A 24,145-nucleotide genomic window follows, 5' to 3' on the forward strand; every position below is an offset into this window, starting at 1 on the left:
GCATGGCGCTGTCCAACGGGGCCCCCTCGCGCAATAGCGGATCCACCCGATCCACGCAGCGCCGGGGTCCATCCACCGCCCGGCCGGATGCCGAAACCGTCATCCGGCGCCGCCCTGCAGCCCTTGTCTGCATGGCGGTCGTGGCGGTGTTGCTTTTTGCGGGCTTCTGCGCGCTGGGGACCTGGCAGGTACATCGGCGCGCATGGAAGCTGGATCTGATCGCGCGGGTGGAGCAGCGGGTCCATGCGCCCGCGGCGCCCGCGCCGGACCGGGCACGCTGGCCGGCCATCAGCGCCGACGCCGACGAATACCGCCATGTTTTCCTGACGGGACGCTACGAATACGGCAAGGAAGCCCTGGCCCAGGCCACCACGGAGCTGGGCAGCGGCTATTGGGTGATCACGCCGCTGCGGCGCGATGACGGCAGCACGGTGCTGGTCAATCGTGGTTTCGTGCCGGGCGACCAGCGTAACCGCATCGACCACCCCGACAACGGCGAAGTGACCGTCACCGGCCTGCTGCGCATGACAGAACCGGGTGGCGGTTTCCTCCGGCACAACGATCCCGCCGCGGATCGCTGGTACTCGCGCGACGTGCGGGCCATCGCGGCAGCGCGCGGCCTGTCCGACACGGCGCCCTATTTCGTCGACGCGGCGGCCGCGCCGGGCGCGGCACCCGATGCGTGGCCCAGGGCCGGCATGACGGTCATCGCCTTTCACAACAGCCACCTGGTCTACGCGATCACGTGGTATGCCCTGGCCTTGATGGTGGCCGGCGCGGCCGTGTACGTCATCCGCGACGAACGCCACCAGCGGCAGCCTCGGGCGCCGCGCCACCCATGAACGCGGACCACACCCCCGACACGCCGGCGGGACGGATGGCCGACCGGCCCGTTGCCTCCGCGCCGGGGGCCGGTTCCCCCCCACCGCGCCCACGCGGACGCGGCAGGCACGACACCACCGGCCACAAGAACATGCAGCAGCTGATCACGCTGCGCTGGATCGCCGTGCTAGGGCAGATCGCCACCATCTACGTGGTGGTGATGGGATTCGGCGTGCTGCTGCCGCTGAACTACATGGTGCCCGTGCTGGGCGGGCTCATCGCCTTCAATATCGTCGGCATGCTGCGCCTGCGCCTGGCGCCGGAAGTCAGCAATACCGAGCTGCTGGTGGCGATGCTGGTGGATCTGGTGGCGCTGACGGCACAGCTCTACCTGAGCGGCGGTGCCACCAATCCCTTCGTCTTCCTGTACCTGGTGCAGGTGACTCTGGGCGCAGTGCTGCTCAAGCCGTGGAGCACCTGGACGCTGGTCATCGTCACCACCTTGTGCTTCATGCTGCTCGCGGCCGCCGGGCGGCCGCTGACCCTGCCGCTGGATCACGGCAACGGCCTGGCAAGCCTGTACGTGCAGGGCATGCTGATCTGCTTCGCCTTGAATGCATCGCTGCTGGTGGTGTTCATTACCCGCATCAACGGCAATCTGCGCGCACGCGATGCCCACCTGGCCGACCTGCGCCAGCGCGCCGCCGAGGAAGAACATATCGTGCGCATGGGGCTGCTGGCCTCCGGCGCCGCGCACGAGCTGGGCACGCCGCTGGCGACCATGGCGGTCATCCTGGGAGACTGGCGCTACATGAGACCCTTCAAGGACGACCCGCAGCTGCTGCAGGAAATCGGCGATATGCAGGCGGCCGTTGCCCGCTGCAAGTCGATCGTGGGTGGCATTCTGCTGTCGGCCGGCGAAGCGCGTGGGGAGGCGCCCGCCGAAACCACCGTGCATACCTTCCTGGACGACCTGGTCGCGGAGTGGCGCGCGACGCGCGGTTTCGACGAGCAGCTGCGCTACGACAATGACTTCGGACCGGATCTGCGCATCGTTTCGGATTCGGCGCTCAAGCAGATGATCTGCAACGTGCTCGACAATGCGCTGGAAGCCGCGCGCCGCGGCATCGTGCTGCGCGTGCGCCGCGAGACCGATGCGCTGGTGCTTGAAATCACCGACGACGGGTCCGGCTTCGCCGAGTCCATGCTGGCCCACTTCGGCAAGCCATACCAGTCCAGCAAGGGCCGTCCCGGCGGGGGCTTGGGCCTGTTCCTGGTCGTGAACGTCGCGCGCACGCTGGGGGGCACGGTGTCGGCCGAGAATCTGCCCCAAGGCGGTGCCCGCGTCACGCTGCGCCTGCCGCTATCGGCCATCACGCTGGAGGAAGACGATGACGCTACCGCCGCCCCCTGAGGATCGCCTGCTGCTCATCGTCGAGGACGACGAAACCTTCGCCCGCACGCTGGGCCGTTCCTTCGAGCGACGCGGCTACCGGGTGCTGCACGCGACGGGGCTGGAAGCGCTGCAGGCGCTGCTGCCGGAGCACAAGCCGGGCTATGCGGTGGTCGACCTGAAACTCAAGGGCGAGGCATCGGGCCTGGCATGCGTGCAGGCCCTGCATGCACACCATCCCGAAACCGTCATCGTCGTCCTGACCGGCTACGCCAGCATCGCCACGGCGGTGGAGGCCATCAAGCTGGGCGCGCGGCACTACCTGGCCAAGCCGTCCAACACCGACGATATCGAGCACGCATTCGGACGGGACAGCGGCGATATCGAAACAGAGCTCAGCGACCGCCCCACCTCCATCAAGACGCTGGAATGGGAACGTATCCACGAAACGCTGGCCGAGACGGGGTTCAATATTTCCGAGACGGCCCGGCGCCTGGGCATGCACCGGCGCACCCTGGCTCGCAAGCTGGAAAAACAGCGCGTGAAATAGCGGCGCGGGCGCATCATGCACGCCGCGCGCCTTGGGCCTAGTGGCGCACCTGCTGGCCGGCCATCCCGTCCCGCATCCAGCGCCGCTTGTCGCGCAAGGGCGCGGAGCCGAACAGCCGGCTGTATTCGCGGCTGAACTGCGACGGACTTTCGTAACCAACCTGATGCGCCACCACCGCGACATCGACATCGCTGGTGAACATCAGGCGCCGTGCTTCCTGCAGGCGCAGCTGCTTCTGGAATTGCAGCGGGCTCATGGCGGTGACCGCCTTGAAATGGTGATGAAAGGACGAGGCGCTCATGTGCGCCTGGCGTGCCAGGTCCTCGACCCGCAGCGGACGCACATAGTGTTCACGCAGCAGGCGGATGGCGCGGGCGATGCGCTGCGTATGGCTGTCCTTCTGCACCAATTGACGCAATACGGCACCCTGCCCGTTCATCAGCAGCCGGTAGAAGATTTCCCGCTTGACCATGGGCGCCAGCACGGGAATATCCTCGGGTACTTCCAGCAGCCGCAGCAGCCGCAGCACGCCGTCCAGCAAGGTATCGCCCAGTCGATTCACATACAGGCCCCGCGGCGCCTCGTTCTGGACCGAAGGCGGGGGATCCACGTCGCGCATCAGCGCGCCGATGGCTTCCACGTCCAGGTCCAGGCGCAGGCCAAGGTAGGGTTCGGTGGGGCTGCCGACCGCGACTTTGCCACTGACGGGCAAGTCCACCGAAGACACCATGTAGTGGAGCGGGTCGTAGTCGTACACCTGGTCGCCCACCAGCAGCCGCTTGGACCCCTGCGCGATGACCCCGAAGATCGGCAGCTGCAAGGCATGATGCGGACCGCCGGGGCAGGTGATGCGATGCAGATACAGGCCCGGCACGGCGGTCGCCATCGAGCCTTCCAGCGAGCCCGTCAAACGGGTGAGGCGGCACACCAGTTCGCGCCGCGGCGCGTCGAACAGGACATCGGCCTCGTCCATCGCGGGAGCGGGATGCAAAGAGGAATCGGGAATCTCGTTCAAGCCCATGGGTCACCGGCGCGGAATTTTGTGCAATGCAAGCATAGCAACAGTTTCCTGTCAGGCAAGGCCCAACCCCACGGCGGCAGGGATCCCTGGAGGATTAGGCAGCAATCGAACAGGATCGAGCAGCCCTGCCCAGGGGCGCGCACGCATACTGGCCGGGCACCTTGGCGTACCAACGAATTCAGGAGCATTCATGCGTTACAACACACTCGGCAGCACCGGCCTGTTCGTGTCCGAACTGTGCCTGGGCACCATGACCTTCGGCGGCGAAGACGGCACCATGTGGGGGCAGATCGGCAACCTTGAGCAGAACGAGGTGGACCGGCTGGTCGGCGCCGCGCTGGACGCCGGCATCAATTTCATCGACACGGCCAACGTCTATTCGGGCGGTCGCTCCGAAATCCTCACCGGGCAGGCGCTGCGCAACCTGAACGTGCCACGCGAAAACGTCGTGGTCGCGTCCAAGGTAATGGGCGAAACCGGTACCCGTGGCATCAATTCCAGCGGCCTCTCGCGCTTCCATGTCATGGAAAGCGTGAAGGCCACGCTCAAACGCATGCAGCTGGACCACCTGGACCTGTACCAGGTGCATGGCTTCGACCCGGCCACGCCCATCGAGGAAACGCTGCGCGCGCTGGACACCCTGGTTCAGCATGGGCACGTGCGATACATCGGCGTATCGAACTGGGCCGCCTGGCAGATCATGAAAGCGCTGGGGATCTCTGAACGGCACGGCCTGGCGCGGTTCGAGTCCCTGCAGGCCTACTACACGATCGCCGGACGGGACCTGGAGCGTGAAGTCGTTCCCTTGCTGCGCAGCGAAGGCGTCGGGCTGATGGTATGGAGTCCGCTGGCCGGTGGGCTGCTCAGCGGCAAGTATGCCCGCGACCAGCAGGGTGAAAAAGGCAGCCGCCGCACCACTTTTGATTTCCCGCCCGTGAACCGTGAGCGCGCCTTCGACTGCGTCGACGCCATGCGCGCGATCGCCGATGGGCACAAGGCATCGGTGGCGCAGATCGCCCTGGCGTGGCTATTGCACCAGCCCGTCGTCACCACGGTAATTGTGGGCGCCAAGCGCATCGAGCAGCTGCAGGACAATATCGGCGCGGTGTCCATCAAGCTCAGCGACAGCGAACTGGCCACGCTGGCGGAAGTCAGCGCCCTGCCAGCGGAGTATCCGGGGTGGATGCTCGAGCGCCAGGGCGGCGCGCGCCGCCACCTGCTGACGCACGGCACGCTGAACTGATCGCCTTATGGCGCCCCCGCATACGGGGGCGCTGCGCCCTGTCCGCGGCGATCGCCGCGGAACATTCAATACACCGCGACAACCGGCGGTGTGACGACCGATATGGGATGTTCCAGCTTGTATCGTTCGAGCGCGCGCATGCCGGCCGCCGCGGCTTCCGACGCCGACTCGCATGCGTCGTCACTGGCCACCAGCGTCCCTTTGCCCTGCTCTTTCGACAGCGCGAGATAGATGGACCAGCCGAAGCCCGACGCGGTTTCGTCCACGTCCAGCGTCAGGCGATATCCCTCGCCCATCGTCATATAAAGTTCCATGTTCTCCCCTAAGCAATGCGGTTCTATAGCATGCGCCCGTCCCCGACCGGAACCCCGACAACTCCCTGTTGACTTGTCGGCACGGTGCATCCTCATGTCCTCGAGGGCGCAAATACGCGTGCGCTAGCGTCCATCTCCGACCTCACGTTGTCAAGCGAACACGTCGCAATATGGTCATGCACGACGCTGATTTTTCGTTTTCTTTCGAAACAATCCTGCGCGCCTCACGTTGATCAGGAGTGATAGCGTGATGGGTCGCTCGGCATTGCCCTTCATGCATGGGGTGATTTCGGGCGACCACACGTGCTTGTTTTGCCACGGCCTTCTGGCCGTGGCTTTTTCATGCCGCCTCCGCAGCCTTTTGCAACTAGTCGCAATAAGTAGCTGTTCTGCAACGAGGCCGCCGTCCCCCAGGTGCCATGAGTGCACCTCCCTCCGTATACTTTGCCGCGCTTTCCCCCCTGGGCCACCGTCCACCACGCCGTCGCCGTCGCCGCGTGCGACGCCCCCATGCAGGCCAGGACGCGCTATGCCGTGACGGGCGACATGCCGCGCAGCCCGCCGATTCCGCCGGCCCCTGAGCGGCGACGCGCGGCCCGGGATTACCGCGATCGAAGATGAGGTTCAAGTGCAAAGAGTAGGAAGCGTCGTGATCGTTGACGATCACCCCATGATCCGTTTCGCGGTCAGGACCATACTGGAACAGAACGGCTGGGACGTCGTGGCGGAAGTATCGACGGGCGTCGACGCATTGAGCGCGGCGCGCGAGCATCGCCCCGACCTGATCGTGCTGGACATCGGCATTCCGAAGATGGACGGCCTGATGGTGATCAGCCGGCTGCGCGCCGACGGGCGCGACCACAAGCCGGGCATCGTGGTCCTGACCGCGCAGAATCCTGATCACCTGGCGGCGCGCTGCCTGCACGCGGGTGCCTCGGGCTTCGTCTACAAGGGCAAGGAGCTGCTGGAACTGGTCAGCGCGGCGAAGGCGGTGTTGCAGGGCAACACGTACTTTCCCACCGTGGCCCTGCATCCCAGCGGCGAACGCGGCACGGCGATGAGCGAAGCCGCCCTCATCGAGCAATTGTCGGATCGCGAACTGGTGGTGCTGCAGCACCTTGCGCGTGGCGCGTTGAACAAGACCATCGCGGCCACGCTCATGCTGAGCGAGAAAACGGTCAGCACCTACAAGAGCAGGCTCCAGGAAAAACTCAACGCCGCCACGCTCCTTGAGCTGACCGATATCGCCCGCCGCAACGGCCTGGTGTAACGGCATGCGCGGTGCCATGCTCAGCCGGGCCGCGTGGATCTCGGTTTTCCTGCTGCTGACATGCCGCGCCGATGCGGGGCAGGTACAGTATGGAGACGACAGCGGCGCCGCATGGATCGGCGCGCTGCTGCAAGAGCAGTGGATGCTGCTCGATCCCGTGCTGGGGGCAAGCATGCTGGCCGGCACGATGCTGGCGGGCTGGAACAGCCATCTGCGCCGGCAGATCGCGCGGCGGCAGCGCCGCGAACATGCCCTGCAGGCCGCGGCCCGCTCCGCGGAATCGGCATGCCGCGCCAAGAGCGATTTCCTCGCCATCGCCAGCCATGAAATCCGCACGCCGCTGCATGCCGTGGCCGGCATGCTGGAGCTGGGCCTGCAGGAAGCGGCGGCCGGACAGGATGTCCAGGATCACCTGCGCGTCGCGCATGGCGCGGCGCAGGGGCTGCTGGATCTGGTCCGCGACATCCTGGACCTGGACAAAATGGATCGGGGCAAACTGGAGCTGTTGCCGCAGCGCGCGAATCTGCGCGTGCTGGCCGAATCGGCGGTCCAGCTCTTCCACGGCATGGCCCGCGACAAGGGCTTGGCGCTACGCTTCGAGGTGGACCAGGATGCCGATGCCGACGTCATGGTGGACGCCATGCGCTTCAGGCAGATTCTTTCCAATCTGCTGAGCAACGCGGTGAAATTCACCGAGACGGGCCACGTGGCGGTAAGCCTGCGCGCCCGCCGGACGGGCGTTGGCCGCCTCGCGGCAACGGTGACGGTCACGGACACGGGGATGGGCATCAGCACGGCCGACCAGCAAAAGTTGTTCGCTCCCTACACCCAGACACGGGAAGGGGCGCGCGTCCACGGCGGCAGCGGCCTGGGGCTGAGCATCGCGCGGCGGCTCGCCGCGCTGATGGGCGGCACGCTGCGATTGCAAAGTGCGCCGGGCCAGGGCTGCACGGTAAGTTTCGACTTCGATGCGGAGATCCTGCCCGCCCCTGCCGGCGCATTGGATGCGTGCCGGCCAGGCATGGGCACCGACGCGCCGCTGCAGATACTGGCGGTGGATGACAATGCCCCCAGCCGCGTGCTGCTGCGCAAGCAGCTGGAGCACCTGGGCCACCGCGTCGTGCAAGCCAACAGCGGCAAGGCCGGATGGCGGCTATGGCGCGCGGGCGCGTACGACGTGGTCATCACCGACTGCAATATGGCGGGCGGCAGCGGCTACGCCCTGGCGCGCCGCATCCGCGAGGCGGAGGCCGCGCAGGGCACCGGCCCGTGCACCGTATGGGCCTATACCGCAAGCGCCCGCCAGGACGAGACCGACCGTTGCATGGAGGCCGGCATGGACGCCTGTCTGTTCAAGCCCCTGGGCCTGGCGGCACTGCAGCAGCGGCTGTGCGGACTGCGCCAGGGCCCCGCGCGGCTACGCGCGGCCTGGCGGCAAGGCCTGCGTTTCGATCCTGGCGCGATCGAGTCCCTGGCCGCCGGCGACGGCGCCATTGCCGACCGTTTTCTGCAAGCGCTATCCGAGACCAGCGAACAGGATGCCGCCGCCCTGAGCGATGCCTTGGCGGCCGCCGACGGTAGCGCGGCAAGCGAGGTCCTGCATGCCGTGAATGGCGTGGCGCGCATGATAGGGGCCACGCCATTGGCGGACGCGTGCGTGGCCGCGCAGCATGCCCTGGCGCGTGACGGGTTTGCGGCGTCAGCCCACGCGTGCCACGCCGCGCAGCAGGAGCTCGCCCTGCTGACGCGTTCGGTGCGCGCGTGGACCGAGCCTCCGCACGGCGCCGCTCCGCGTGGGCGGCTCGCGCTTCAGGCCTGATCGCCCAGCAGCGCCGCCGGCACGAACACCGTGCCCGCCATCAGGCGCCGCGCGCTGCGGCTCAGCGTGACCTTGGTAACCTCCCAATGGCCTTCCTGCTGCCGCGCCTGCGCGCCGACGCGCAGGCGGCCCGACGCATGCCCGAAACACAAGGCATCGCGCGCGCCGCCCAGGAGACGGCTGACGATGGTGCCCGGCACCGCCGCCGCGGCGGCAATGGCCACGGCGCCCGTGCCGGTCATCGCATGATGCAGCTGCCCCATCGACATGATGCGCGCGGCGATGTCGATTGCCGCCGCGTCGACCGCGCTGCCGCTGGACGCCACATAGCTGGCCGGCGGGCCGAAGAAGGCCAGCTTGGGGGTGTGCTGGCGCGTGGCGGTGGCCTCTTCCGCCGTGCGGGCCGCGCCCATGGCCACGGCCGCGTGCGCGCGTATCAGCTCCATGCGCGCGAGCAAAGGCGCATCGCCATTGATGCGGGCCTGCGATTCGGTACCGGTCAGGCCCAGCGCCGCGGCGTCCACCAGCACCGCCGGATTGCCCGCATCGATCAGCGTGGCTTCGATCGACCCGACGCCGGGTACCGACAGTTCATCGATGGCGCGGCCGGTGGGGAACATGCCCCCGCCCTGCGCATCGCCGCCGGCCCCGGGATCGAGGAAGGTCAGCGGGATCTCGGCCGCGGGGAAAGTCACGCCGTCCAGTTCGAAATCGCCCAGCTCCTGCACCTGTCCATCGCGCATCGGCACTTGCGCGATGATGCGGCGCTGGATATTTGCCTGCCAGATGCGGATGGTGGCCACGCCATCCGCGGGCGCCTGCACGAGCCCGCGATGAATCGCGAAAGGCCCGACCGCCGCGGTGAGGTTGCCGCAGTTGCCGCTCCAGTCGACCAGCGGCTGGCCGATGGCGACCTGGCCGAACCAGTAATCGACGTCACAATCGGGCCGCGCGCTTTTACCCACTATCACAACCTTGCTGGTGCTGGACGTCGCGGCCCCCATGCCATCGATCTGCTTGCCGTAGGGGTCGGGGCTGCCCGCCACCCGCAACAGCACGGCGTCGCGCCGCGCCGCATCCGCGGGCAGGTCCTGCGGAAGAAAAAACACGCCCTTGCTGGTGCCGCCCCGCATGTACAACGCGGGAATCTCTATCTGTCTGCCTGAGGTATTCATCCACATTCCAATCGAAACAGCCACGCCGATGGCGGGGGCGCACGGTAACAGGGCTTGCCAGGACCGCGCTGCGGCGGCACGATGTTACCGCCCACCGCGGCTTCGATGAAAGCCCACGGCGGCGGCATACCCCTTGCAGAGGAGCCGGTACGATGACGCCATCCCAACCCCCGGTGCAGGTGACGCGCGACACGCCGCTGAGCGACGAGGAACTGCACGGCATGCACGCCTATTGGCGCGCCTGCAACTATCTCGCCGTCGGAATGATCTACCTGCGTGCCAACCCCCTGCTGCGCGAGCCGCTGAAGGCCGAACACATCAAGCGCCGCCTGCTGGGACATTGGGGGTCCGACCCCGGCCAATCGTTCACGCTGGTCCACTTGAACCGCGTCATCCGCCAACGCGATATGAACGTCATGTTCATCTCGGGGCCGGGGCACGGCGCCCCCGCCACGCTGGCGCACGCCTATCTGGAAGGCCACTACAGCGAAGTCTATCCGGACCGCGGCCAGGACGAAGCAGGCATGCAGCGCTTCTTCAAGCTGTTCTCCTTTCCCGGGGGCATCGGTTCGCATTGCACACCGGAAACACCGGGCTCCATCCACGAAGGCGGCGAACTCGGGTACAGCCTGTCGCACGGCTACGGCGCGGTCTTCGACAACCCGGACCTGATCGCGGCCGTCATGATCGGCGACGGCGAAGCGGAAACCGGGCCGCTGGCGACCTCCTGGCATTCCAACAAATTCCTCAACCCGGCGCGCGACGGCGCCGTCCTGCCTGTCCTGCACCTGAACGGATACAAGATCGCCAATCCCACCATCCTGGCGCGCATTCCGCGCCAGGAACTTGAAGCCCTGCTGACCGGCTATGGCCATCGTCCCTATTTCGTCGAAGGCGACGAACCGGAGGCCATGCATCATGCGATGGCCATCGCGATGGATCGCTGCTTCGACGAGATCGAAGCCATCCAGCGCCGTGCCCGGGAAGAAGGCAAGCTGGAACGACCGCGCTGGCCCATGATCGTGCTGCGCTCGCCCAAGGGTTGGACGGGCCCGGAGACCGTGGACGGCCATCGCGTGGCGGGCTACTGGCGCGCGCACCAGGTGCCGGTGGCCGATCCGGTCACCAATCCCGGCAACCTGAAGGTGGTCGAGGACTGGATGCGCAGCTATCGTCCCGAGGAACTCTTCGACGACCACGGCGCGCCCATGGCCTTCCTGCGCCAGCTGGCGCCCGAAGGCGAGCGGCGCATCAGCGCGAACCCGCATGCCAATGGCGGCTTGCTATGCAAGCCCCTGGACCTGCCGGACTTTCGTGATTACGCCGTCGATGTCGCCACGCCGGCCTCGTCCTATCTGTCGCCCACCGCGGTGTTGGGGAAATTCCTGCGCGATGTCATGGCGCGCAACATGCACAGCTTTCGCCTGTTCGGCCCCGACGAGACCGCCAGCAACAAGCTGACGGCCGTGTATGAAGCCTCGCCCAAGACCTGGATGGCGGAGATGCTGCCGGTGGACCAGGACGGCGGCGAACTGGCCCCCGATGGCCGCGTGATGGAAATGCTCAGCGAGCACACGCTGGAAGGCTGGCTCGAGGGCTATGTCCTGACCGGCCGCCACGGTTTTTTCGCGACCTACGAAGCCTTCGTCCACGTCATCGACTCCATGTTCAACCAGCACGCCAAATGGCTGGAAAAGGCCAAGCTGGAATTGAGCTGGCGCGCGCCGATCCCGTCGATCAATCTACTGATCACATCGCTGGTCTGGCGTCAGGATCACAACGGCTTCACGCACCAGGACCCTGGCTTCCTGGACGTCGTGTGCAACAAGAGCCCGGAGGTCGTGCGCGTCTACCTGCCGCCGGACGCGAACTGCCTGCTCAGCGTCGCGGACCACTGCCTGCGCACGCGCGATTACGTCAACGTCATCGTGGCGGACAAGCAGCCCCATTTGCAGTACCTGGACCGCGACGCGGCCATCCGGCATTGCACCAAGGGCATCGGCATCTGGGATTGGGCATCGACGGATCACGGCAGCGAGCCGGACCTGGTGGTCGCGTGCGCGGGCGACGTCGCGACGATGGAAGCCCTGGCGGCGGTGCAGATCCTGAAAGACAAGTTTTCCGGCTTGAAGATCCGCTTCGTCAATGTCGTCGATCTCTTCCGGCTGATGCCGGATACCGACCATCCGCATGGACTGTCCGATCCCGATTTCGATACGCTGTTCACGGCCGACCGGCCCGTCATCTTCAATTTCCATTCCTATGCGACGCTGGTGCACAAGCTGACCTATCGCCGCCACAACCATGACAACATCCACGTGCATGGCTATCAGGAACAGGGCAGCATCAACACCCCCTTCGAACTGGCCATGCTGAACCAGATCGACCGATTCCACCTGGCCATCAACGCCATCGACCGCGTCCCGGCGTTGCAGGCCAGCGGTGCGCACGTCAAGGAGTGGCTGCGCGACCAGATCATCATCCACATGGACTACGCGCATACCGAAGGCACGGACCGCGACGACATCCGCGACTGGATGTGGACCGCCTGACGCCCATGATATTGATTGCAGCGAGGCCGCGGCCATGACCGTCGACGCGTCGTCCATCCTGGTATTGAACAGCGGATCCTCGTCGCTGAAATTCGCGCTGTTCCGGCCCTCGGGCAATGACGAGGTGGCCGTCGCCGAAGGCGCCGCGCACAACGTCGGCCGCCGCAACGGCCGCCTGCGCATCCAGGACTCCCACGGCAAGGTACTGGCCGAACAGAATCGCGACATGCCGACGCAGGCGCACGCGCTGGACATCCTGGCGCGCACGCTGGCCGACGTGGGCCTGGGCGCGCCGGCGGCCGTGGGCCACCGGATCGTGCATGGCGGCCCGCATCTGCGCACGCACCAGGCCTTGACGCCGCGCGTGCTCGAACAGTTGCGCGGCGCGGTGCATTTCGCCCCGCTGCACATTCCCGTGGCACTGGAACTGGTCGAGCGCGCCTGTGCGCGATGGCCGGATGCCGCGCAATACGCCTGCTTCGACACGGCGTTCCATCGGACCATGCCGCCCAGGGCCTCGCGCTTGCCGATACCGGCCCGCTACGCGGACGCGGGCATGGCGCGCTACGGCTTTCATGGGCTGTCGTATGAATCGCTGGTGCGCCGCCTGGGCCCGGATCTGCCGGCGCGCGCCGTCTTCGCGCATCTGGGCAACGGCGCGAGCCTGTGCGCGGTCCTGAACGGCGAATCGATCGACACCTCGATGGGCATGACTCCCGCCGGCGGGATCCCCATGGGGTCGCGCACCGGCGACCTGGATCCCGGCGTCGTCCTGTACCTGATGCGCACCGAGGATCTGCACGCGGATGAACTGGAAACCCTGCTCAACCGTGAAAGCGGGCTGGCCGGCATCGCCGACGGCGAAAACGATATGCAGGCCCTGCTCGCGCGCTGCGGCGCGGGCGATGCACACGCCGCGCTGGCGGTGGACATCTTCGCGACATCGGTACGCAAGCAGATCGGCGCGTACGCCGCGCTGATGGGCGGAATCGATCTCCTGGTGTTCACCGGCGGCATCGGCGAGCATAGCGCCGAAGTCCGCCGCCGCATCGTGTCCGGCCTGGACTTCCTGGGCATCGGGCCCGCCGTGCCGGGGCCCGGCGTCATGGTGGTGCCGACCGAAGAGGAGCGCCAGATGGCGCGGCACTGCCGCGCGCTGATGCAGGGCGAAGCGACCTGAACACAGGCATGCGATGTGCTGCACCGGACGCGTGTTTTCTCTTTCGAAGGAGCGCGAATATGACCCATCCGCAGAACGAACCGGCCGACAAGCAGGCAGACGACCGGTCCCGCGAGACCCAGCGCAGCCACGGCGACGAACAGCACCGCACCAAGAAAGACGGCCATACCAGCCAGATCGGCACGGGCGCCGACCAGAACAGCAGCCGCCAGCAAGGCCCCGGCTCGCGCCGCCACCCCTGAACCCGGTGCGCCATCGCGGCGGAACGATGCCGCCGCGGCGCGCAACCGCGCCAACTGCACCGCAAGACATGTCCCCCCACTGATCCTGTACACGCGCCGTCCCCGGGCGGTATCCTGGGCAAATCACCACAGGAGCAGCCCGGCCATGCGCCCGGGGAGAACCCATCATGTTTGGTCTGGATGCCTTGACGCTGGCCCGCATACAGTTCGGGTTCACGATTTCCTTCCATATCGTCTTTCCCGCGATCACCATCGGTTTGGCCAGCTACCTGGCCGTGCTGGAGGGCCTTTGGCTGGCGACGCGCAAGCAGCTGTACCGCGATCTATATCAGTTCTGGCTGAAGATCTTCGCCGTCAATTTCGGCATGGGCGTCGTGTCCGGGCTGGTGATGGCGTATCAGTTCGGCACCAACTGGAGCCATTTTTCCACCTTCGCAGGCGGCATCACCGGCCCGTTGCTCACGTATGAGGTACTGACGGCGTTTTTCCTGGAAGCGGGTTTTCTGGGCGTGATGATGTTCGGCTGGAACCGCGTCGGGCCGGGCCTGCACATGCTGTCGACCGTGATGGTGGCGATCGGCACCCTGATCTCCGCGACGTGGATACTGGCGTCCAACAGCTGGATGCAGACGCCGCAGGGCTACGAAATCATCGCCGGCCGCGCGGTTCCGGTGGATTGGGTGCAAGTGATTTTCAACCCCTCGTTTCCCTATCGGCTGGCCCACATGGTGGTGGCGGCGTATCTGAGCACCGCCTTGATGGTAGGCGCCGCGGCCGCGTGGCACCTGCTGCGCGGCGGCGACACGCCCGCCGTGCGCAAGATGTTCTCCATGGCGATGTGGATGGCCCTGCTGGTCGCGCCGGTCCAGGCCGTCATCGGCGACATGCATGGCCTGAACACACTCGAACACCAGCCCGCCAAGATCGCGGCGATCGAAGGGCATTGGGAACAGCCGGCGCCGGGGGCGGGCACGCCGCTCCTGCTGTTCGGGATCCCCGACATGGCCGCCGGGCAAACGCGCTACAAGCTGGAAGTCCCGCGCCTGGGCAGCCTGATCCTGACGCATACATGGGACGGCAAGGTGCCCAGCCTGAACGAATTCGCGGCCGGGGACCGGCCCAACGCGACGGTCGTGTTCTGGACGTTTCGGGCCATGGTGGGCCTGGGCGTGCTGATGATACTGCTGGGCCTGTGGGGCCTATGGCTGCGCCGCGGCCCGCGCCTGTACGCGCATCGTGGCTTCCTGCGTTTTGCGCTGTGGATGGGCCCGGCGGGCCTGATTGCCCTGCTGGCCGGCTGGATGACGACCGAGATCGGCCGCCAGCCCTGGATCGTGTATGGCGTGATGCGCACCGCGAACGGGGTATCGCCGCACGGCGCCGGGCAGCTGGGCTTTACGCTGGCGTTGTTCGTCGTCGTGTATTTCCTGGTGTTCGGCGCCGGCGTGGTCTACATGCTGAAGCTGATCCGCGGCGGGCCGCAGACGGGAGCACCCGCGACGGCACCGCCGCAAGGCGGCCCGGGCCAGGAGCACCACGCCATGCGCCCGCTATCGGCGGCGCCGGATAAAGACCAGTTGCCGGTGGCCGTGCCGGTGTCGGGGAGCTGACCATGGGTATCGATCTTCCGCTGATCTGGGCCGTGATCATCCTGTTCGGCATCATGATGTACGTCATCATGGATGGCTTCGACTTGGGCATAGGCATACTCTTTCCCTTCTTCCCCGGCAAGGAAGACCGCGACACCATGATGAATACGGTGGCGCCGGTGTGGGATGGCAACGAAACCTGGCTGGTGCTGGGCGGCGCCGGCCTGCTCGCCGCGTTTCCGCTCGCCTACAGCGTGGTATTGAGCGCGCTTTACCTGCCCATCATCCTGATGCTCGTGGGCCTGATATTCCGCGGCGTCGCCTTCGAATTCCGCTTCAAGGCCAGCGATGCGCGCCGGCACTGGTGGGACAAGGCCTTCATTTGCGGCTCCGTGCTGGCGACGTTCTTCCAGGGTGTGACGCTGGGCGCGTATATCGGCGGCATCCAGGTGGTGGACGGCTCGTATGCCGGCGGTCCGTTCGACTGGCTCACGCCGTTCAGCCTCTTCACCGGCATTGCCTTGCTTGCCGCCTACGCGCTACTGGGCAGCACCTGGCTGGTCATGAAGACGGAAGAGGCCTTGCTGGCCCGCGCCCGCACCGTTGCGACAGGCGCGGCATGGGCGGTCCTGGCCGCGATCGTGGTGATCAGCATCTGGACGCCGCTGCGCGATGCCGGCATCGCGCAGCGTTGGTTCAGCCTGCCGAACCTGTTCTATTTCGCGCCCGTGCCGCTGCTCGTGCTGGTGTTCCTGTACCTGCTTATCAAGACGGTACGGGGCGAGGCCCACTCGGCGCCCTTCGTCTGCGCGCTGGGACTGGTATTCCTGGGCTATACGGGCCTGGGCATCAGCGTGTGGCCGAACGTCATCCCGCCCGGCGTTTCGATATGGGACGCGGCCGCGCCACCGCAAAGCATGGGTTTCACGCTGGTGGGGGCGCTGCTGATCGTCCCCATCATTTTGATGTACACGGCCTGGGGTTATTACGTGTTCCGCGGCAAGGTGCGGCACGGCGAAGGCTACCACTGAGGGCGGCTTTGCCGTGCGGCGCATGCGTATATGGAAACGACTGGCCTGGCTGATCGTCATCTGGACCGCCAGCGTGGCGGTGATGGGCGGCATCGCGCTCATCGTGCGCTGGATGATGTCGGGCGCCGGCCTGACGCTGCACTAGGGCCCGCCGGATCCCTGTCCGGCCCGGCAGACGCGCGCCCAGGACCGCGCCGTGCACGGGCGGGCGCCGCGGTCAACGTCAGGCGGGGGACATCGCCTTGGCGAAATCGCTCTGCACGTAGTGCTCCATGATTTCGCGGCCGGTGGCCAGCCACACGCCTTCGTGGCGGCAGATGTACTCCAATGCCGCGTCCAGCGCGCCGATGCGGTGCGGCAGGCCGGTGACGAAAGGATGGACGGCGATCGCCATCACCCGGCCCGACGTCGCGCCTTCGCGATAAAGCACATCGAACTGCCGTTTGATCATGGCTTCGAATTCCGGCACGGAGACCTTCATGTCATAGTAGGCCGGTACATCGTTGGTCTGCACGCTGTATGGGACGGAAACCATGCGCGGCGAGCCCACCTCCATGGTGTAGGGCTGGTCGTCATTCACCCAATCGCAGACATAGCGTATGCCCGCTTCGGAGAGATAATCCAGCGTCCGCCAGGTTTCGGCCAGGCCGGGCGCCAACCAGCCCACGGGGCGGGTACCGGATGCCTGTTCGATGCGATCTATCATGTCGAAAATGACCTGCCTTTCCTGCTCGGGCGGCATCTCGTCCAGCCGCACGGCGTTGGTGACGCCATGGCCCAGGAACTCCCAGCCGCGGCGCACCGCCTCGGCAATGATTTCCGGGTGCTGGTCGCACAGCTCGCTGTTCAATGCGGCGCTGGCGCGAATCCCATAGCGGCTGAGCGTGTCCATCAACCGCCATATGCCGACGCGGTTGCCATAGTCGCGCAGCGACCAATTGCGGACGTTCGGGACCTTGGCGGCATCGCGCGGTATGCGTTCGTTCAGGCGTCCCGGCATGATGTCATCCAGGCCGAAGAACTCGACATTGGGATTCACCCACAGGGCGACGCGCGCGTTGTTCGGGAGCACGAATCGCGGGCGTGCCGGCAGGGGAATGTACGGAAACGGGCCATAACGGCGGGGCTGCATGAACTTTCCTTGATCCAATACTGTTGCTGCGTTGCCGGCATGGCCGGTGCGGGCGATCCGCTATGCCGAGATCGCGATCGCCGTCATTCCGCCTTGATGCCGGCTGCCTTGATAACCTGCTCCCACTTCTGGGTTTCGGCCTTGATCATGGCGTCGAACTCTTGCGGCGTATCCTCGACGACGTCCTGCTCCATGCCTGCGAAGGTCTTTTGCACATCGGCGCGGTCCAGCACCTTGCGCAGCGCGGCATTGAGCCGGTTGATAATGGGTGCGGGCGTACCGGCGGGCGCCACCAGGCCGTTCCACGTTGTCGCGGTATAGCCCTTCAACCCCGCTTCCATCATGGTGGGCACGTCGGGCAGCGACGCCGACCGCGTCTGGCCCGTCACCGCCAGGGCACGCAGTTTGCCGGCCTTGATCTGGGGCACCGCCAGGGGCAGTACGCTGAACATCAGCTGCACCTGGCCGCCGATCAGGTCGTTGATGGCGGCCGGCCCGCCGCGATAGGGGACATGGGTCATTTTCACGCCGGCGTCGTGCTCGAACAGCGCGGCTGCCAGGTGCAGCGACGTGCCAATGCCGGACGATGCGTAGTTCAATTCCCCCGGATGGCTTTTCGCGTAGGCAATCAACTCGGCAACGGAATGAATCGGCAGCGACGGGTTCACGACCAATACGTTGGCCACGCTGCTGACCATGCCGACGGCGGTGAAGTCCTTGGCGGGATCGAAGGGCAGGTTTTCATAGAGGCTGGCATTGGTGGCCAGCCCCGGCGCGGCCATCAGGAGCGTGTAGCCGTCCGGCGCCGCCTTGGCCACCACGTCCATGCCCAGGTTGCCGCCCGCCCCGGGGCGGTTGTCGACGAACACCGGCTGGCCCAATTCCTCGGCCAATCCGGGGGTTACCGCGCGCAGCACCACGTCCACTCCCCCACCTGCCGGAAAGCCCACCACTACCCTGATCGGCCGATCGGGATAGGCGTTGGCCGCCGCAGCGCATACCGCCAGGCATAGTCCGACGATAAGATGACCCACTTTCATGACCTCTCCTGTTGGCTTCCGGACGGCGCCGCGGGGGACTGCGGCGGTTCCCAGAAAAATTCCGCGGTGTACTGGTAACGATCTTCGCGGAAGAAGTTGTCCGTCCAACGGATGGGGCGCCCGTCCTGCAGATACGTGGACGCCTGCACATGCATGACCGGATCGCCCAAGCCGATGCGCAACAGGTTCGCGACATGGGTTTCTGCGCGGGAAACGCTTATCGTGTGCACGCTTTTGGCGACCTTCAAATCGAAGTCGTTCCACATGATGTCGTGCAAGCTGCGATGGGGATATTGATCGATTGCCCCTTGCATCAGAGCGGGCAGATAGCTTTCCACGACGGACAGCGGCTCGTTGTCCAGATAATGCACACGGATCAATTTGAAAAGGAGCTCGCCCTCGTTCAAGCCCAGAAAATCGGCGATTGGCCCACGCGCTGATACCATCTCGGATGAAACGACACGCGGATCGCTGGCCAGTGTGGCGTGCAGAGGGTCGGATAAGTTGCTGACGTATTTGCTACGCGCGGGTTCGCCGACGCGACGCGTGCCCACGCCACGCTGGCTACTCAGCAAGCCCTCCTGTTTGAGCTGGCTCAAGGCGTGCCGCACGGTGGTACGGCTTACTCCGAACTCCCGGCACAATGCTTGCTCGGTGGCCAACTGGTTTCCCTGGCCCCATTCTCCCGCTTGAATTCTGCGCCGCAAAACCTGCGCAATCTGGTGATAGACGGGTACTCCGGCAGATAAGGTATGCGTCGACATTTGTATTAAGTTTATAACGATCGGTCCAACACAATGCCGCAAAAATACTCGAGGCGCCGAGCAAAGCCAAGCCCGCGATTGCCTGCGACTAGGGACATGAGCGCTGCTTCCCATCCGAATGGTGCCATTCCGATTGTCGACATCTCGCCCCTCTTACTGCGTAACGATGTCAAAGGAATGAAGCGCGCACTGCGCCGCATGCGCAAGGCCGCCCGGGAGACGGGCCTGTTCTACCTCGAGGGACACCAAACACCCCTCGCGCTCTTGCGTCGAGTCTACCTGAGCTCGCTATGCGATTTGGAACTCGGGCCAGAATTCAAAATTGGATTGTCGACAAAAGAAGGGGGCCATCGGTATATCGCCAACAGGAAGGGGATTTTCGCCGGGAGGTGCACCAGTGCGGCGGAGGAATGCGCGCTCCCCCTTGTCGAACACTATTACGACCGGATTTTTGATTTATGCCGGTCGCTTCTGGAACGCTGTGCAATGGCATTGGAGGCGCCTGTCGATTTATTTCAAGGCGTTTTGGCCAGCCCGGTGCTGCACGGGCGGTTGCTGCACCATCCTCCATCCGCGTCCATCCAGGATGGCGATATGGACGAGGGGCTTCAGCCGTATGGCAGCGTCGTTATTCCATGGACGCAGGAGGTTGATGCCATAAGGCTCGATGACGACGCATCCAGCTTGCGGCCGCTGCCCGCCCGCGGCCGATTAAACTTCCGCGTCGCTGATGCGATGGCGCGCTTGTCCACGGATCTGCATATTTCCGCGCCGCATCGCCTTATCGATGAGTCGGGGCGCGAAACCTACCTGATTCCTGTATTCCATGGCAGTGAAAATAATATCCGCCTCGAATGGTCGACCCACTGCTTTCTGACAGAACAACCAGACAGTTATTCCCGCGTATATGACTCGGCAACGAATATAGCTGTTGATTGCACAGGTTTTTCCGGCCCCTACCCTTGCGCGTCTCTGTACCTTACAGTACAGTGCTAGCTGATCGGTACAGACCGGGGCATTGTCAAAAAAGCGCCCCGTCCCTCGTCCCTTGAACGCCGCAGGTGCGCCATGACTTCACGCCCCCCACTGCCCCCTTTCTCCCGCGAATCCGCCATGCAGAAGGTCCGCCTCGCGGAGGATGGGTGGAACAGCCGCAACCCTGAAAAGGTTTCCCTGGCCTATACCGAAGACACCGTCTGGCGCAACCGCGCCGAATTCGTGCACGGCCGCGGCCAGGTAGTGGAGTTCCTGACGCGAAAATGGCGCAAGGAACTGGACTACCGCCTGATCAAGGAGCTGTGGGCCCACGACGGCAACCGCATCGCGGTGCGTTACGCTTACGAGTGGCACGACGACTCGGGCAATTGGTTTCGTTCCTACGGCAACGAGAATTGGGAGTTCGACGACGCGGGGCTGATGAAGTACCGCCATGCGTCGATCAACGACGTTCCGATCCGGGAATCGGAACGCAAGTTCCACTGGCCCTTCGGGCCGCGCCCGGCCGAGCATCCGGGATTGAGCGACCTGGGGCTGTAGGGCCGCCGAACCCGCGGCTGGCCTGAAGGCTGCAATCCAGGGCAGGGCATCATCACGGGCCGCCAGCGCAAGGCACCCGGTATCGCGAGCATATATGCCAAGAACCGTCGCGGAGCGCCAGGACGTCATTCCCATCCTGGCCGAGATCTTCCGCCGTTATGGATACGAAGGGACGAGCCTGAGCCGCATCACCGAAGGCACCGGCCTGGGCAAGGGTAGCCTCTATCACTTCTTCCCCGGCGGTAAGGAAGAAATGGCGGCGGCCGTGCTAGCCCATATCGACGACTGGTTCCAGGGCAATGTCTATGCACCCCTGCGGCAGGCGCCGTCACCGCAAGCGGGAATCGCGGCGATGTTCGACGAAGTTTCCCGTTATTTTCTTTCCGGGCGCAAGGTCTGCCTGGTCGGGGTGTTCGCGCTGGGGCACGAAAGGGACCGGTTCGCACAGGCGATTTCCTCCTATTTCCGCGATTGGGCGGGCACCCTGGCTGCCACGCTGCAAAGCGGCGGCGTGCCGGCCGCGCCGGCGCGCGATCTCGCCGAGGACATCGTCGGAGGCATCCAGGGCGGACTGGTCCTGGCGCGCGCCTGGAGCGACCCGCAGGTGTATGGCCGGACGATCCGGGGCTTGCGCGAACGCGCCCTGGCGGCGATGGCAGCCCATGGCGGCGAGCGGGACCCGGCCACGCCGTGACGTCCGGCGCCACGGCGCCTACTCGCCGAACAAATTGCGCTGTATCTGGTCCAGGTGCTCGGTCATCAGCGCGGCGGCCTGGGCGGCATCGCGGTCGCGCAGCGCATCCACCATGGCGCGATGCTGCCGCTCGTACTGTGCACGCCGCGCCGGTGTCAGGGAATTGCGCTTGAGGCGGCCCCATTCGCCCTGTTCGCGGACCTGGTTCATCAAGCCCAGGATCTGCATGAAAAACGCGTTATGCGTTGCCACGGCAAAAGCCTTGTGCAAGGCGCCGTCCCAGTATTCAAAGGCGTCGATGGTGGATGCCGCCTCGGACTGCTCCAGGCAGTTCGCCATCGCCGCGAAATCCGCCGCGGTCGCATTGCGCGCGATCATGCCAGGCAGCAGCGGCTCGATCAGGCGACGCGCCTCCATCAATTCGGCGGGACTGACATTCCGGTCGAAGCCAGGCATGGCGGGATCCTGCACGACGGTCTCCGCGTGCTCCGACACGAAGGTCCCGCTGCCCACGGACTGGGTAATCAAGCCACGTTCGCGCAGGTCCGACAGCACTCGGCGCACCGAGCCGCGCGAAGCCCCGAAGCGCGCGCTGAGTTCGCGTTCGGGCGGCAGCTTGACGCCGGCCCGCAACCGCCCCCCCAGGATTTCTTCATGAAGATAGCGCGCTAACGCCTTGGCCCCGGGCGAACGCAGCGACGCGTCGACATCGAGGGCCTGCATCTTGGTCTTTGTGTCCATGCGAGGCAGCTTAAAGAAGCAGAACCAATTGGTCAACCTTTTTGGGAATTGGCTTGCGTCTGGGCCACATTGGTTCTACATTACGCGCTGTTTTTACCCATTGGATTATGGAGCCGCCATGAAATTTGCCCAGCTTTCCTACCAGGGCCAGCGCACGATTGCCGTTGTCGACACCGAAAAAGGCCAGTTTTGGCCGGTCTCCGAACTGGCGCCTGGGTTCTCCGGCGACATGGTCCAATTGGTACAACAGTACGAATCGCTGAAAGCCCGGTTGAAGCCGGAGGGTGCGGGCAAGCCGCTGGGCGAAGCCAAGGTCCTGGCGCCCATCGACCAGCCCCGCCGCAATATTTTCTGCGTCGGCAAGAACTACCACGAACACGCCGCTGAATTCAGCAAGTCGGGCTTCGACAGCAGCGCCAAGGAAGGCGAACACGCGCCCGAAGCGCCCGTGGTCTTCACCAAGCCCGCCAGCACGGTCATCGGCCCCGGCGACAAGATCCCACCGCACACGGAAGTCGCCAAGCAGCTCGATTACGAGGTGGAGCTGGCGATCGTCATCGGCAAGCCCGGACGGGGCATCAAAAAGGCCGACGCCTTCAAGCACATCTTCGGCTACACCATCGTCAACGACTTCACGGCGCGCGACCTGCAGAAACTGCATCGGCAATGGTTCATGGGCAAGGCGCTGGACGGTTTCTGCCCGATGGGCCCGTACGTGGTGACCAATGACGCGCTGGACGCGACGAAGCTGGACGTCAAGTGCTGGGTGAACGGCGAGCTGCGGCAGAACTCCAACACGTCCCTGCTGATTTTCGATATCCCCACCCTGATCGAGACGATTTCGGCGGGCATCGAACTGCAGCCCGGCGACGTGATTGCCACCGGCACCCCCGCCGGCGTCGGTATCGGGTTCAACCCGCCGAAGTTCGTCAAGTCGGGTGACGTGATGCGCATGGAAATCCAGGGCATCGGTGTACTGGAGAACGCGGTCGCCTGAGCGCCGCCGCCACGACACCGGCAAGCACGACGCAACACCTTCGAGGAGACAATAATGAAAACCATCCTGCGCGGCCTCGCGGCCACCGGATTTGCCGCGTGCGCGGCGCTCGGCGTCAACGCGCCGGCCGCGGCGGCGCCCTACCCCAACCATCCGGTAACCATCATCGTGCCCTTCGGCGCGGGCGGATCGGCGGACGTCTATGCCCGGGTGCTGGCCCAGCATCTGGGACAGGAGACCGGCCAGTCCTTCGTGGTGGAGGACCGCCCCGGCGCGGGCGCCGTGATCGGAACACAGTACGTGGCCAAGGCGGCGCCCGACGGCTATACGCTGCTGATGATGTCCAACACGCAGACCGTCAATGAAACCTTGCTGAGCAGCAAGCCCTATGAGTTGATGCGCGACTTCACGGCCGTGGCGCCCGTCAACGAGGCGCCGCTGGTGCTGGTGGTGCGCGACGGCCTGCCCATACACAGCGTGCAGGAATTGATCAAGGCCGCGAAGGCCAAGCCGGGACAGCTCAACTATGCGTCCTCCGGCACCGGCACGCCCTACCACATGGCCGGAGAACTCTTCAAGAGCCTGGCCGACGTGAACATCGTCCACATCCCGTACAAAAGCAGCGGCGGTGCACGCACGGACGTGCTGGGCGGTCAGGTCGACATGATGTTCGACGCGGTCAGCACCATGACCGACCTGATCCAGACCAAAAAAGTGCGTGCGCTCGCCACCACGGGCACGGCGCGCTCCGGCGTGCTGCCCGACGTACCGACCATGGCCGAAGCCGGCGTGCCGGGCTACACGGCCACGATCTGGCTGGGCCTGCTGGCGCCGAAGAACACGCCCAAGGAGGTGGTCGACTTCCTGAACGAAAAGATCGGCAAGATCGTCAGCGACCCACAGATCACATCGGTGTGGGCCAAGAGCGGCGTGACGCCCATGAAGATGACGCCGGCGCAGTTCACCGACTTCCTGAAGGCCGATATCGACAAGTGGGGCAAGATCGTCAAGTCGGCGAACATCAAGGTGGATTGAGCGCG

24 protein-coding genes are annotated in these 24,145 nt (G+C 65.5%); 17 read left to right on the plus strand and 7 right to left on the minus strand.

The window, feature by feature from the left end:
- Nucleotides 1-2: 2 nt before the first annotated feature.
- From AKI39_RS18645 to AKI39_RS18655, 3 genes are read left to right on the plus strand one after another with little or no spacing between them, the layout of a single operon-like run.
- Nucleotides 3-842: an SURF1 family protein gene (locus tag AKI39_RS18645; protein WP_083228924.1), complete on the plus strand. Its 840-nt coding sequence runs from the start codon at nt 3-5 to the stop codon at nt 840-842.
- Nucleotides 839-2,236, plus strand: coding sequence for an ATP-binding protein (locus AKI39_RS18650; protein ID WP_235610674.1), 1,398 nt, complete (start codon nt 839-841; stop codon nt 2,234-2,236). Before AKI39_RS18645 ends, AKI39_RS18650 begins: the two co-directional genes overlap by 4 nt.
- Nucleotides 2,214-2,765, plus strand: coding sequence for a response regulator transcription factor (locus AKI39_RS18655; RefSeq protein WP_066639378.1), 552 nt, complete (start codon nt 2,214-2,216; stop codon nt 2,763-2,765). The genes AKI39_RS18650 and AKI39_RS18655 overlap by 23 nt, the downstream gene beginning before the upstream one ends.
- Nucleotides 2,766-2,802: 37 nt before the next feature.
- On the opposite strand, the gene AKI39_RS18660 is transcribed toward AKI39_RS18655, so the two are convergent.
- Complete coding sequence (locus AKI39_RS18660) at nt 2,803-3,786, minus strand: AraC family transcriptional regulator (RefSeq protein WP_066639381.1); 984 nt, start codon at nt 3,784-3,786, stop codon at nt 2,803-2,805.
- A 190-nt stretch (nt 3,787-3,976) separates the two neighbouring features.
- On the opposite strand from AKI39_RS18660, the gene AKI39_RS18665 reads away from it, so the two are divergent.
- Nucleotides 3,977-5,029, plus strand: coding sequence for an aldo/keto reductase (locus tag AKI39_RS18665; RefSeq protein ID WP_066639384.1), 1,053 nt, complete (start codon nt 3,977-3,979; stop codon nt 5,027-5,029).
- Between the two features lie 65 nt (nt 5,030-5,094).
- Here AKI39_RS18665 and AKI39_RS18670 read toward each other — a convergent pair whose 3' ends face one another.
- Nucleotides 5,095-5,343: a hypothetical protein gene (locus AKI39_RS18670; RefSeq protein ID WP_066639389.1), complete on the minus strand. Its 249-nt coding sequence runs from the start codon at nt 5,341-5,343 to the stop codon at nt 5,095-5,097.
- Nucleotides 5,344-5,992: 649 nt separating this feature from the next.
- Here AKI39_RS18670 and AKI39_RS18675 point away from each other — a divergent pair.
- Nucleotides 5,993-6,613, plus strand: coding sequence for a response regulator transcription factor (locus AKI39_RS18675; RefSeq protein WP_235610675.1), 621 nt, complete (start codon nt 5,993-5,995; stop codon nt 6,611-6,613).
- Between the two features lie 4 nt (nt 6,614-6,617).
- The gene (locus tag AKI39_RS18680; RefSeq protein ID WP_066639393.1) at nt 6,618-8,432 is read left to right on the plus strand and encodes an ATP-binding protein; all 1,815 of its coding nucleotides are present in this window, start codon (nt 6,618-6,620) and stop codon (nt 8,430-8,432) included.
- On the opposite strand, the gene prpF is transcribed toward AKI39_RS18680, so the two are convergent.
- The gene (prpF, locus tag AKI39_RS18685; RefSeq protein WP_066639395.1) at nt 8,423-9,607 is read right to left on the minus strand and encodes a 2-methylaconitate cis-trans isomerase PrpF; all 1,185 of its coding nucleotides are present in this window, start codon (nt 9,605-9,607) and stop codon (nt 8,423-8,425) included. The genes AKI39_RS18680 and prpF overlap by 10 nt on opposite strands.
- Before the next feature lie 221 nt (nt 9,608-9,828).
- Between prpF and AKI39_RS18690 the strand changes: the two genes are divergently transcribed.
- The 6 genes from AKI39_RS18690 (at nt 9,829) to AKI39_RS18715 (ending at nt 16,346) form a co-directional block, all read left to right on the plus strand.
- Nucleotides 9,829-12,159: a phosphoketolase family protein gene (locus tag AKI39_RS18690; protein WP_235610842.1), complete on the plus strand. Its 2,331-nt coding sequence runs from the start codon at nt 9,829-9,831 to the stop codon at nt 12,157-12,159.
- Nucleotides 12,160-12,193: 34 nt separating this feature from the next.
- A complete protein-coding gene (locus tag AKI39_RS18695; RefSeq protein ID WP_066639396.1) occupies nt 12,194-13,339 on the plus strand; it encodes an acetate/propionate family kinase in 1,146 nt (381 codons plus the stop codon).
- 59 nt (nt 13,340-13,398) lie between these two features.
- Nucleotides 13,399-13,581 (plus strand): hypothetical protein, encoded by a 183-nt coding sequence (locus tag AKI39_RS18700; protein ID WP_066639403.1) that lies wholly within the window; start codon nt 13,399-13,401, stop codon nt 13,579-13,581.
- Between the two features lie 167 nt (nt 13,582-13,748).
- On the plus strand, nt 13,749-15,191 hold the full coding sequence (locus AKI39_RS18705) for a cytochrome ubiquinol oxidase subunit I (protein ID WP_066639405.1): 1,443 nt from the start codon (nt 13,749-13,751) through the stop codon (nt 15,189-15,191).
- 2 nt (nt 15,192-15,193) lie between these two features.
- The gene (gene cydB / locus AKI39_RS18710) at nt 15,194-16,201 is read left to right on the plus strand and encodes a cytochrome d ubiquinol oxidase subunit II (protein WP_066639408.1); all 1,008 of its coding nucleotides are present in this window, start codon (nt 15,194-15,196) and stop codon (nt 16,199-16,201) included.
- Nucleotides 16,202-16,223: 22 nt separating this feature from the next.
- A complete protein-coding gene (locus tag AKI39_RS18715) occupies nt 16,224-16,346 on the plus strand; it encodes a DUF2474 domain-containing protein (RefSeq protein ID WP_066639410.1) in 123 nt (40 codons plus the stop codon).
- 78 nt (nt 16,347-16,424) lie between these two features.
- Here AKI39_RS18715 and AKI39_RS18720 read toward each other — a convergent pair whose 3' ends face one another.
- The 3 genes from AKI39_RS18720 to AKI39_RS18730 form a co-directional block, all read right to left on the minus strand.
- On the minus strand, nt 16,425-17,333 hold the full coding sequence (locus AKI39_RS18720) for a polysaccharide deacetylase family protein (RefSeq protein ID WP_066639421.1): 909 nt from the start codon (nt 17,331-17,333) through the stop codon (nt 16,425-16,427).
- An 83-nt stretch (nt 17,334-17,416) separates the two neighbouring features.
- Nucleotides 17,417-18,373 carry a tripartite tricarboxylate transporter substrate binding protein gene (locus AKI39_RS18725; RefSeq protein ID WP_066639423.1) on the minus strand — a complete coding sequence of 319 codons (957 nt, stop codon included), beginning with the start codon at nt 18,371-18,373 and terminating at the stop codon, nt 17,417-17,419.
- A complete protein-coding gene (locus AKI39_RS18730) occupies nt 18,370-19,137 on the minus strand; it encodes a GntR family transcriptional regulator (protein WP_076879721.1) in 768 nt (255 codons plus the stop codon). Before AKI39_RS18730 ends, AKI39_RS18725 begins: the two co-directional genes overlap by 4 nt.
- Nucleotides 19,138-19,233: 96 nt before the next feature.
- On the opposite strand from AKI39_RS18730, the gene AKI39_RS18735 reads away from it, so the two are divergent.
- The 3 genes from AKI39_RS18735 to AKI39_RS18745 all read left to right on the plus strand — a co-directional run bounded on the left by AKI39_RS18735 (nt 19,234) and on the right by AKI39_RS18745 (nt 21,367).
- Complete coding sequence (locus tag AKI39_RS18735; RefSeq protein ID WP_076879722.1) at nt 19,234-20,133, plus strand: 2-oxoglutarate and iron-dependent oxygenase domain-containing protein; 900 nt, start codon at nt 19,234-19,236, stop codon at nt 20,131-20,133.
- Between the two features lie 72 nt (nt 20,134-20,205).
- Nucleotides 20,206-20,673, plus strand: a complete 468-nt coding sequence (locus tag AKI39_RS18740) for a nuclear transport factor 2 family protein (RefSeq protein ID WP_066639429.1) — start codon at nt 20,206-20,208, stop codon at nt 20,671-20,673.
- Between the two features lie 94 nt (nt 20,674-20,767).
- Entirely contained in the window at nt 20,768-21,367 is a 600-nt protein-coding gene (locus AKI39_RS18745; RefSeq protein ID WP_066639430.1) for a TetR/AcrR family transcriptional regulator, read from the plus strand.
- An 18-nt stretch (nt 21,368-21,385) separates the two neighbouring features.
- Here the strand turns inward: AKI39_RS18745 and AKI39_RS18750 are convergent, their stop codons facing one another.
- Nucleotides 21,386-22,108 (minus strand): FadR/GntR family transcriptional regulator, encoded by a 723-nt coding sequence (locus AKI39_RS18750; RefSeq protein ID WP_235610676.1) that lies wholly within the window; start codon nt 22,106-22,108, stop codon nt 21,386-21,388.
- A gap of 118 nt (nt 22,109-22,226) precedes the next feature.
- On the opposite strand from AKI39_RS18750, the gene AKI39_RS18755 reads away from it, so the two are divergent.
- Nucleotides 22,227-23,105 carry a fumarylacetoacetate hydrolase family protein gene (locus AKI39_RS18755; protein WP_066639431.1) on the plus strand — a complete coding sequence of 293 codons (879 nt, stop codon included), beginning with the start codon at nt 22,227-22,229 and terminating at the stop codon, nt 23,103-23,105.
- 54 nt (nt 23,106-23,159) lie between these two features.
- On the plus strand, nt 23,160-24,140 hold the full coding sequence (locus AKI39_RS18760) for a Bug family tripartite tricarboxylate transporter substrate binding protein (RefSeq protein ID WP_066639432.1): 981 nt from the start codon (nt 23,160-23,162) through the stop codon (nt 24,138-24,140).
- The last annotated feature ends 5 nt before the right edge of the window (nt 24,141-24,145 follow it).

Source organism: Bordetella sp. H567, assembly GCF_001704295.1.
Taxonomy (GTDB): domain Bacteria; phylum Pseudomonadota; class Gammaproteobacteria; order Burkholderiales; family Burkholderiaceae_B; genus Bordetella_C.

What these genes read in the sequence shown, in the direction of transcription:
- cydB (WP_066639408.1), top strand. Translation starts at nt 15,194, where the DNA reads ATGGGTATCGATCTTCCGCTGATCTGGGCCGTGATCATCCTGTTCGGC.
- AKI39_RS18740 (WP_066639429.1), top strand. Translation starts at nt 20,206, where the DNA reads ATGACTTCACGCCCCCCACTGCCCCCTTTCTCCCGCGAATCCGCCATG.
- AKI39_RS18665 (WP_066639384.1), top strand. Translation starts at nt 3,977, where the DNA reads ATGCGTTACAACACACTCGGCAGCACCGGCCTGTTCGTGTCCGAACTG.
- AKI39_RS18670 (WP_066639389.1), bottom strand. Translation starts at nt 5,343, where the DNA reads ATGGAACTTTATATGACGATGGGCGAGGGATATCGCCTGACGCTGGAC.
- AKI39_RS18645 (WP_083228924.1), top strand. Translation starts at nt 3, where the DNA reads ATGGCGCTGTCCAACGGGGCCCCCTCGCGCAATAGCGGATCCACCCGA.
- AKI39_RS18705 (WP_066639405.1), top strand. Translation starts at nt 13,749, where the DNA reads ATGTTTGGTCTGGATGCCTTGACGCTGGCCCGCATACAGTTCGGGTTC.
- AKI39_RS18755 (WP_066639431.1), top strand. Translation starts at nt 22,227, where the DNA reads ATGAAATTTGCCCAGCTTTCCTACCAGGGCCAGCGCACGATTGCCGTT.
- AKI39_RS18720 (WP_066639421.1), bottom strand. Translation starts at nt 17,333, where the DNA reads ATGCAGCCCCGCCGTTATGGCCCGTTTCCGTACATTCCCCTGCCGGCA.
- prpF (WP_066639395.1), bottom strand. Translation starts at nt 9,607, where the DNA reads ATGAATACCTCAGGCAGACAGATAGAGATTCCCGCGTTGTACATGCGG.
- AKI39_RS18735 (WP_076879722.1), top strand. Translation starts at nt 19,234, where the DNA reads ATGAGCGCTGCTTCCCATCCGAATGGTGCCATTCCGATTGTCGACATC.
- AKI39_RS18650 (WP_235610674.1), top strand. Translation starts at nt 839, where the DNA reads ATGAACGCGGACCACACCCCCGACACGCCGGCGGGACGGATGGCCGAC.
- AKI39_RS18745 (WP_066639430.1), top strand. Translation starts at nt 20,768, where the DNA reads ATGCCAAGAACCGTCGCGGAGCGCCAGGACGTCATTCCCATCCTGGCC.
- AKI39_RS18715 (WP_066639410.1), top strand. Translation starts at nt 16,224, where the DNA reads ATGCGTATATGGAAACGACTGGCCTGGCTGATCGTCATCTGGACCGCC.
- AKI39_RS18700 (WP_066639403.1), top strand. Translation starts at nt 13,399, where the DNA reads ATGACCCATCCGCAGAACGAACCGGCCGACAAGCAGGCAGACGACCGG.
- AKI39_RS18655 (WP_066639378.1), top strand. Translation starts at nt 2,214, where the DNA reads ATGACGCTACCGCCGCCCCCTGAGGATCGCCTGCTGCTCATCGTCGAG.
- AKI39_RS18760 (WP_066639432.1), top strand. Translation starts at nt 23,160, where the DNA reads ATGAAAACCATCCTGCGCGGCCTCGCGGCCACCGGATTTGCCGCGTGC.
- AKI39_RS18690 (WP_235610842.1), top strand. Translation starts at nt 9,829, where the DNA reads ATGCACGCCTATTGGCGCGCCTGCAACTATCTCGCCGTCGGAATGATC.
- AKI39_RS18660 (WP_066639381.1), bottom strand. Translation starts at nt 3,786, where the DNA reads ATGGGCTTGAACGAGATTCCCGATTCCTCTTTGCATCCCGCTCCCGCG.
- AKI39_RS18750 (WP_235610676.1), bottom strand. Translation starts at nt 22,108, where the DNA reads ATGGACACAAAGACCAAGATGCAGGCCCTCGATGTCGACGCGTCGCTG.
- AKI39_RS18725 (WP_066639423.1), bottom strand. Translation starts at nt 18,373, where the DNA reads ATGAAAGTGGGTCATCTTATCGTCGGACTATGCCTGGCGGTATGCGCT.
- AKI39_RS18695 (WP_066639396.1), top strand. Translation starts at nt 12,194, where the DNA reads ATGACCGTCGACGCGTCGTCCATCCTGGTATTGAACAGCGGATCCTCG.
- AKI39_RS18730 (WP_076879721.1), bottom strand. Translation starts at nt 19,137, where the DNA reads ATGTCGACGCATACCTTATCTGCCGGAGTACCCGTCTATCACCAGATT.
- AKI39_RS18680 (WP_066639393.1), top strand. Translation starts at nt 6,618, where the DNA reads ATGCGCGGTGCCATGCTCAGCCGGGCCGCGTGGATCTCGGTTTTCCTG.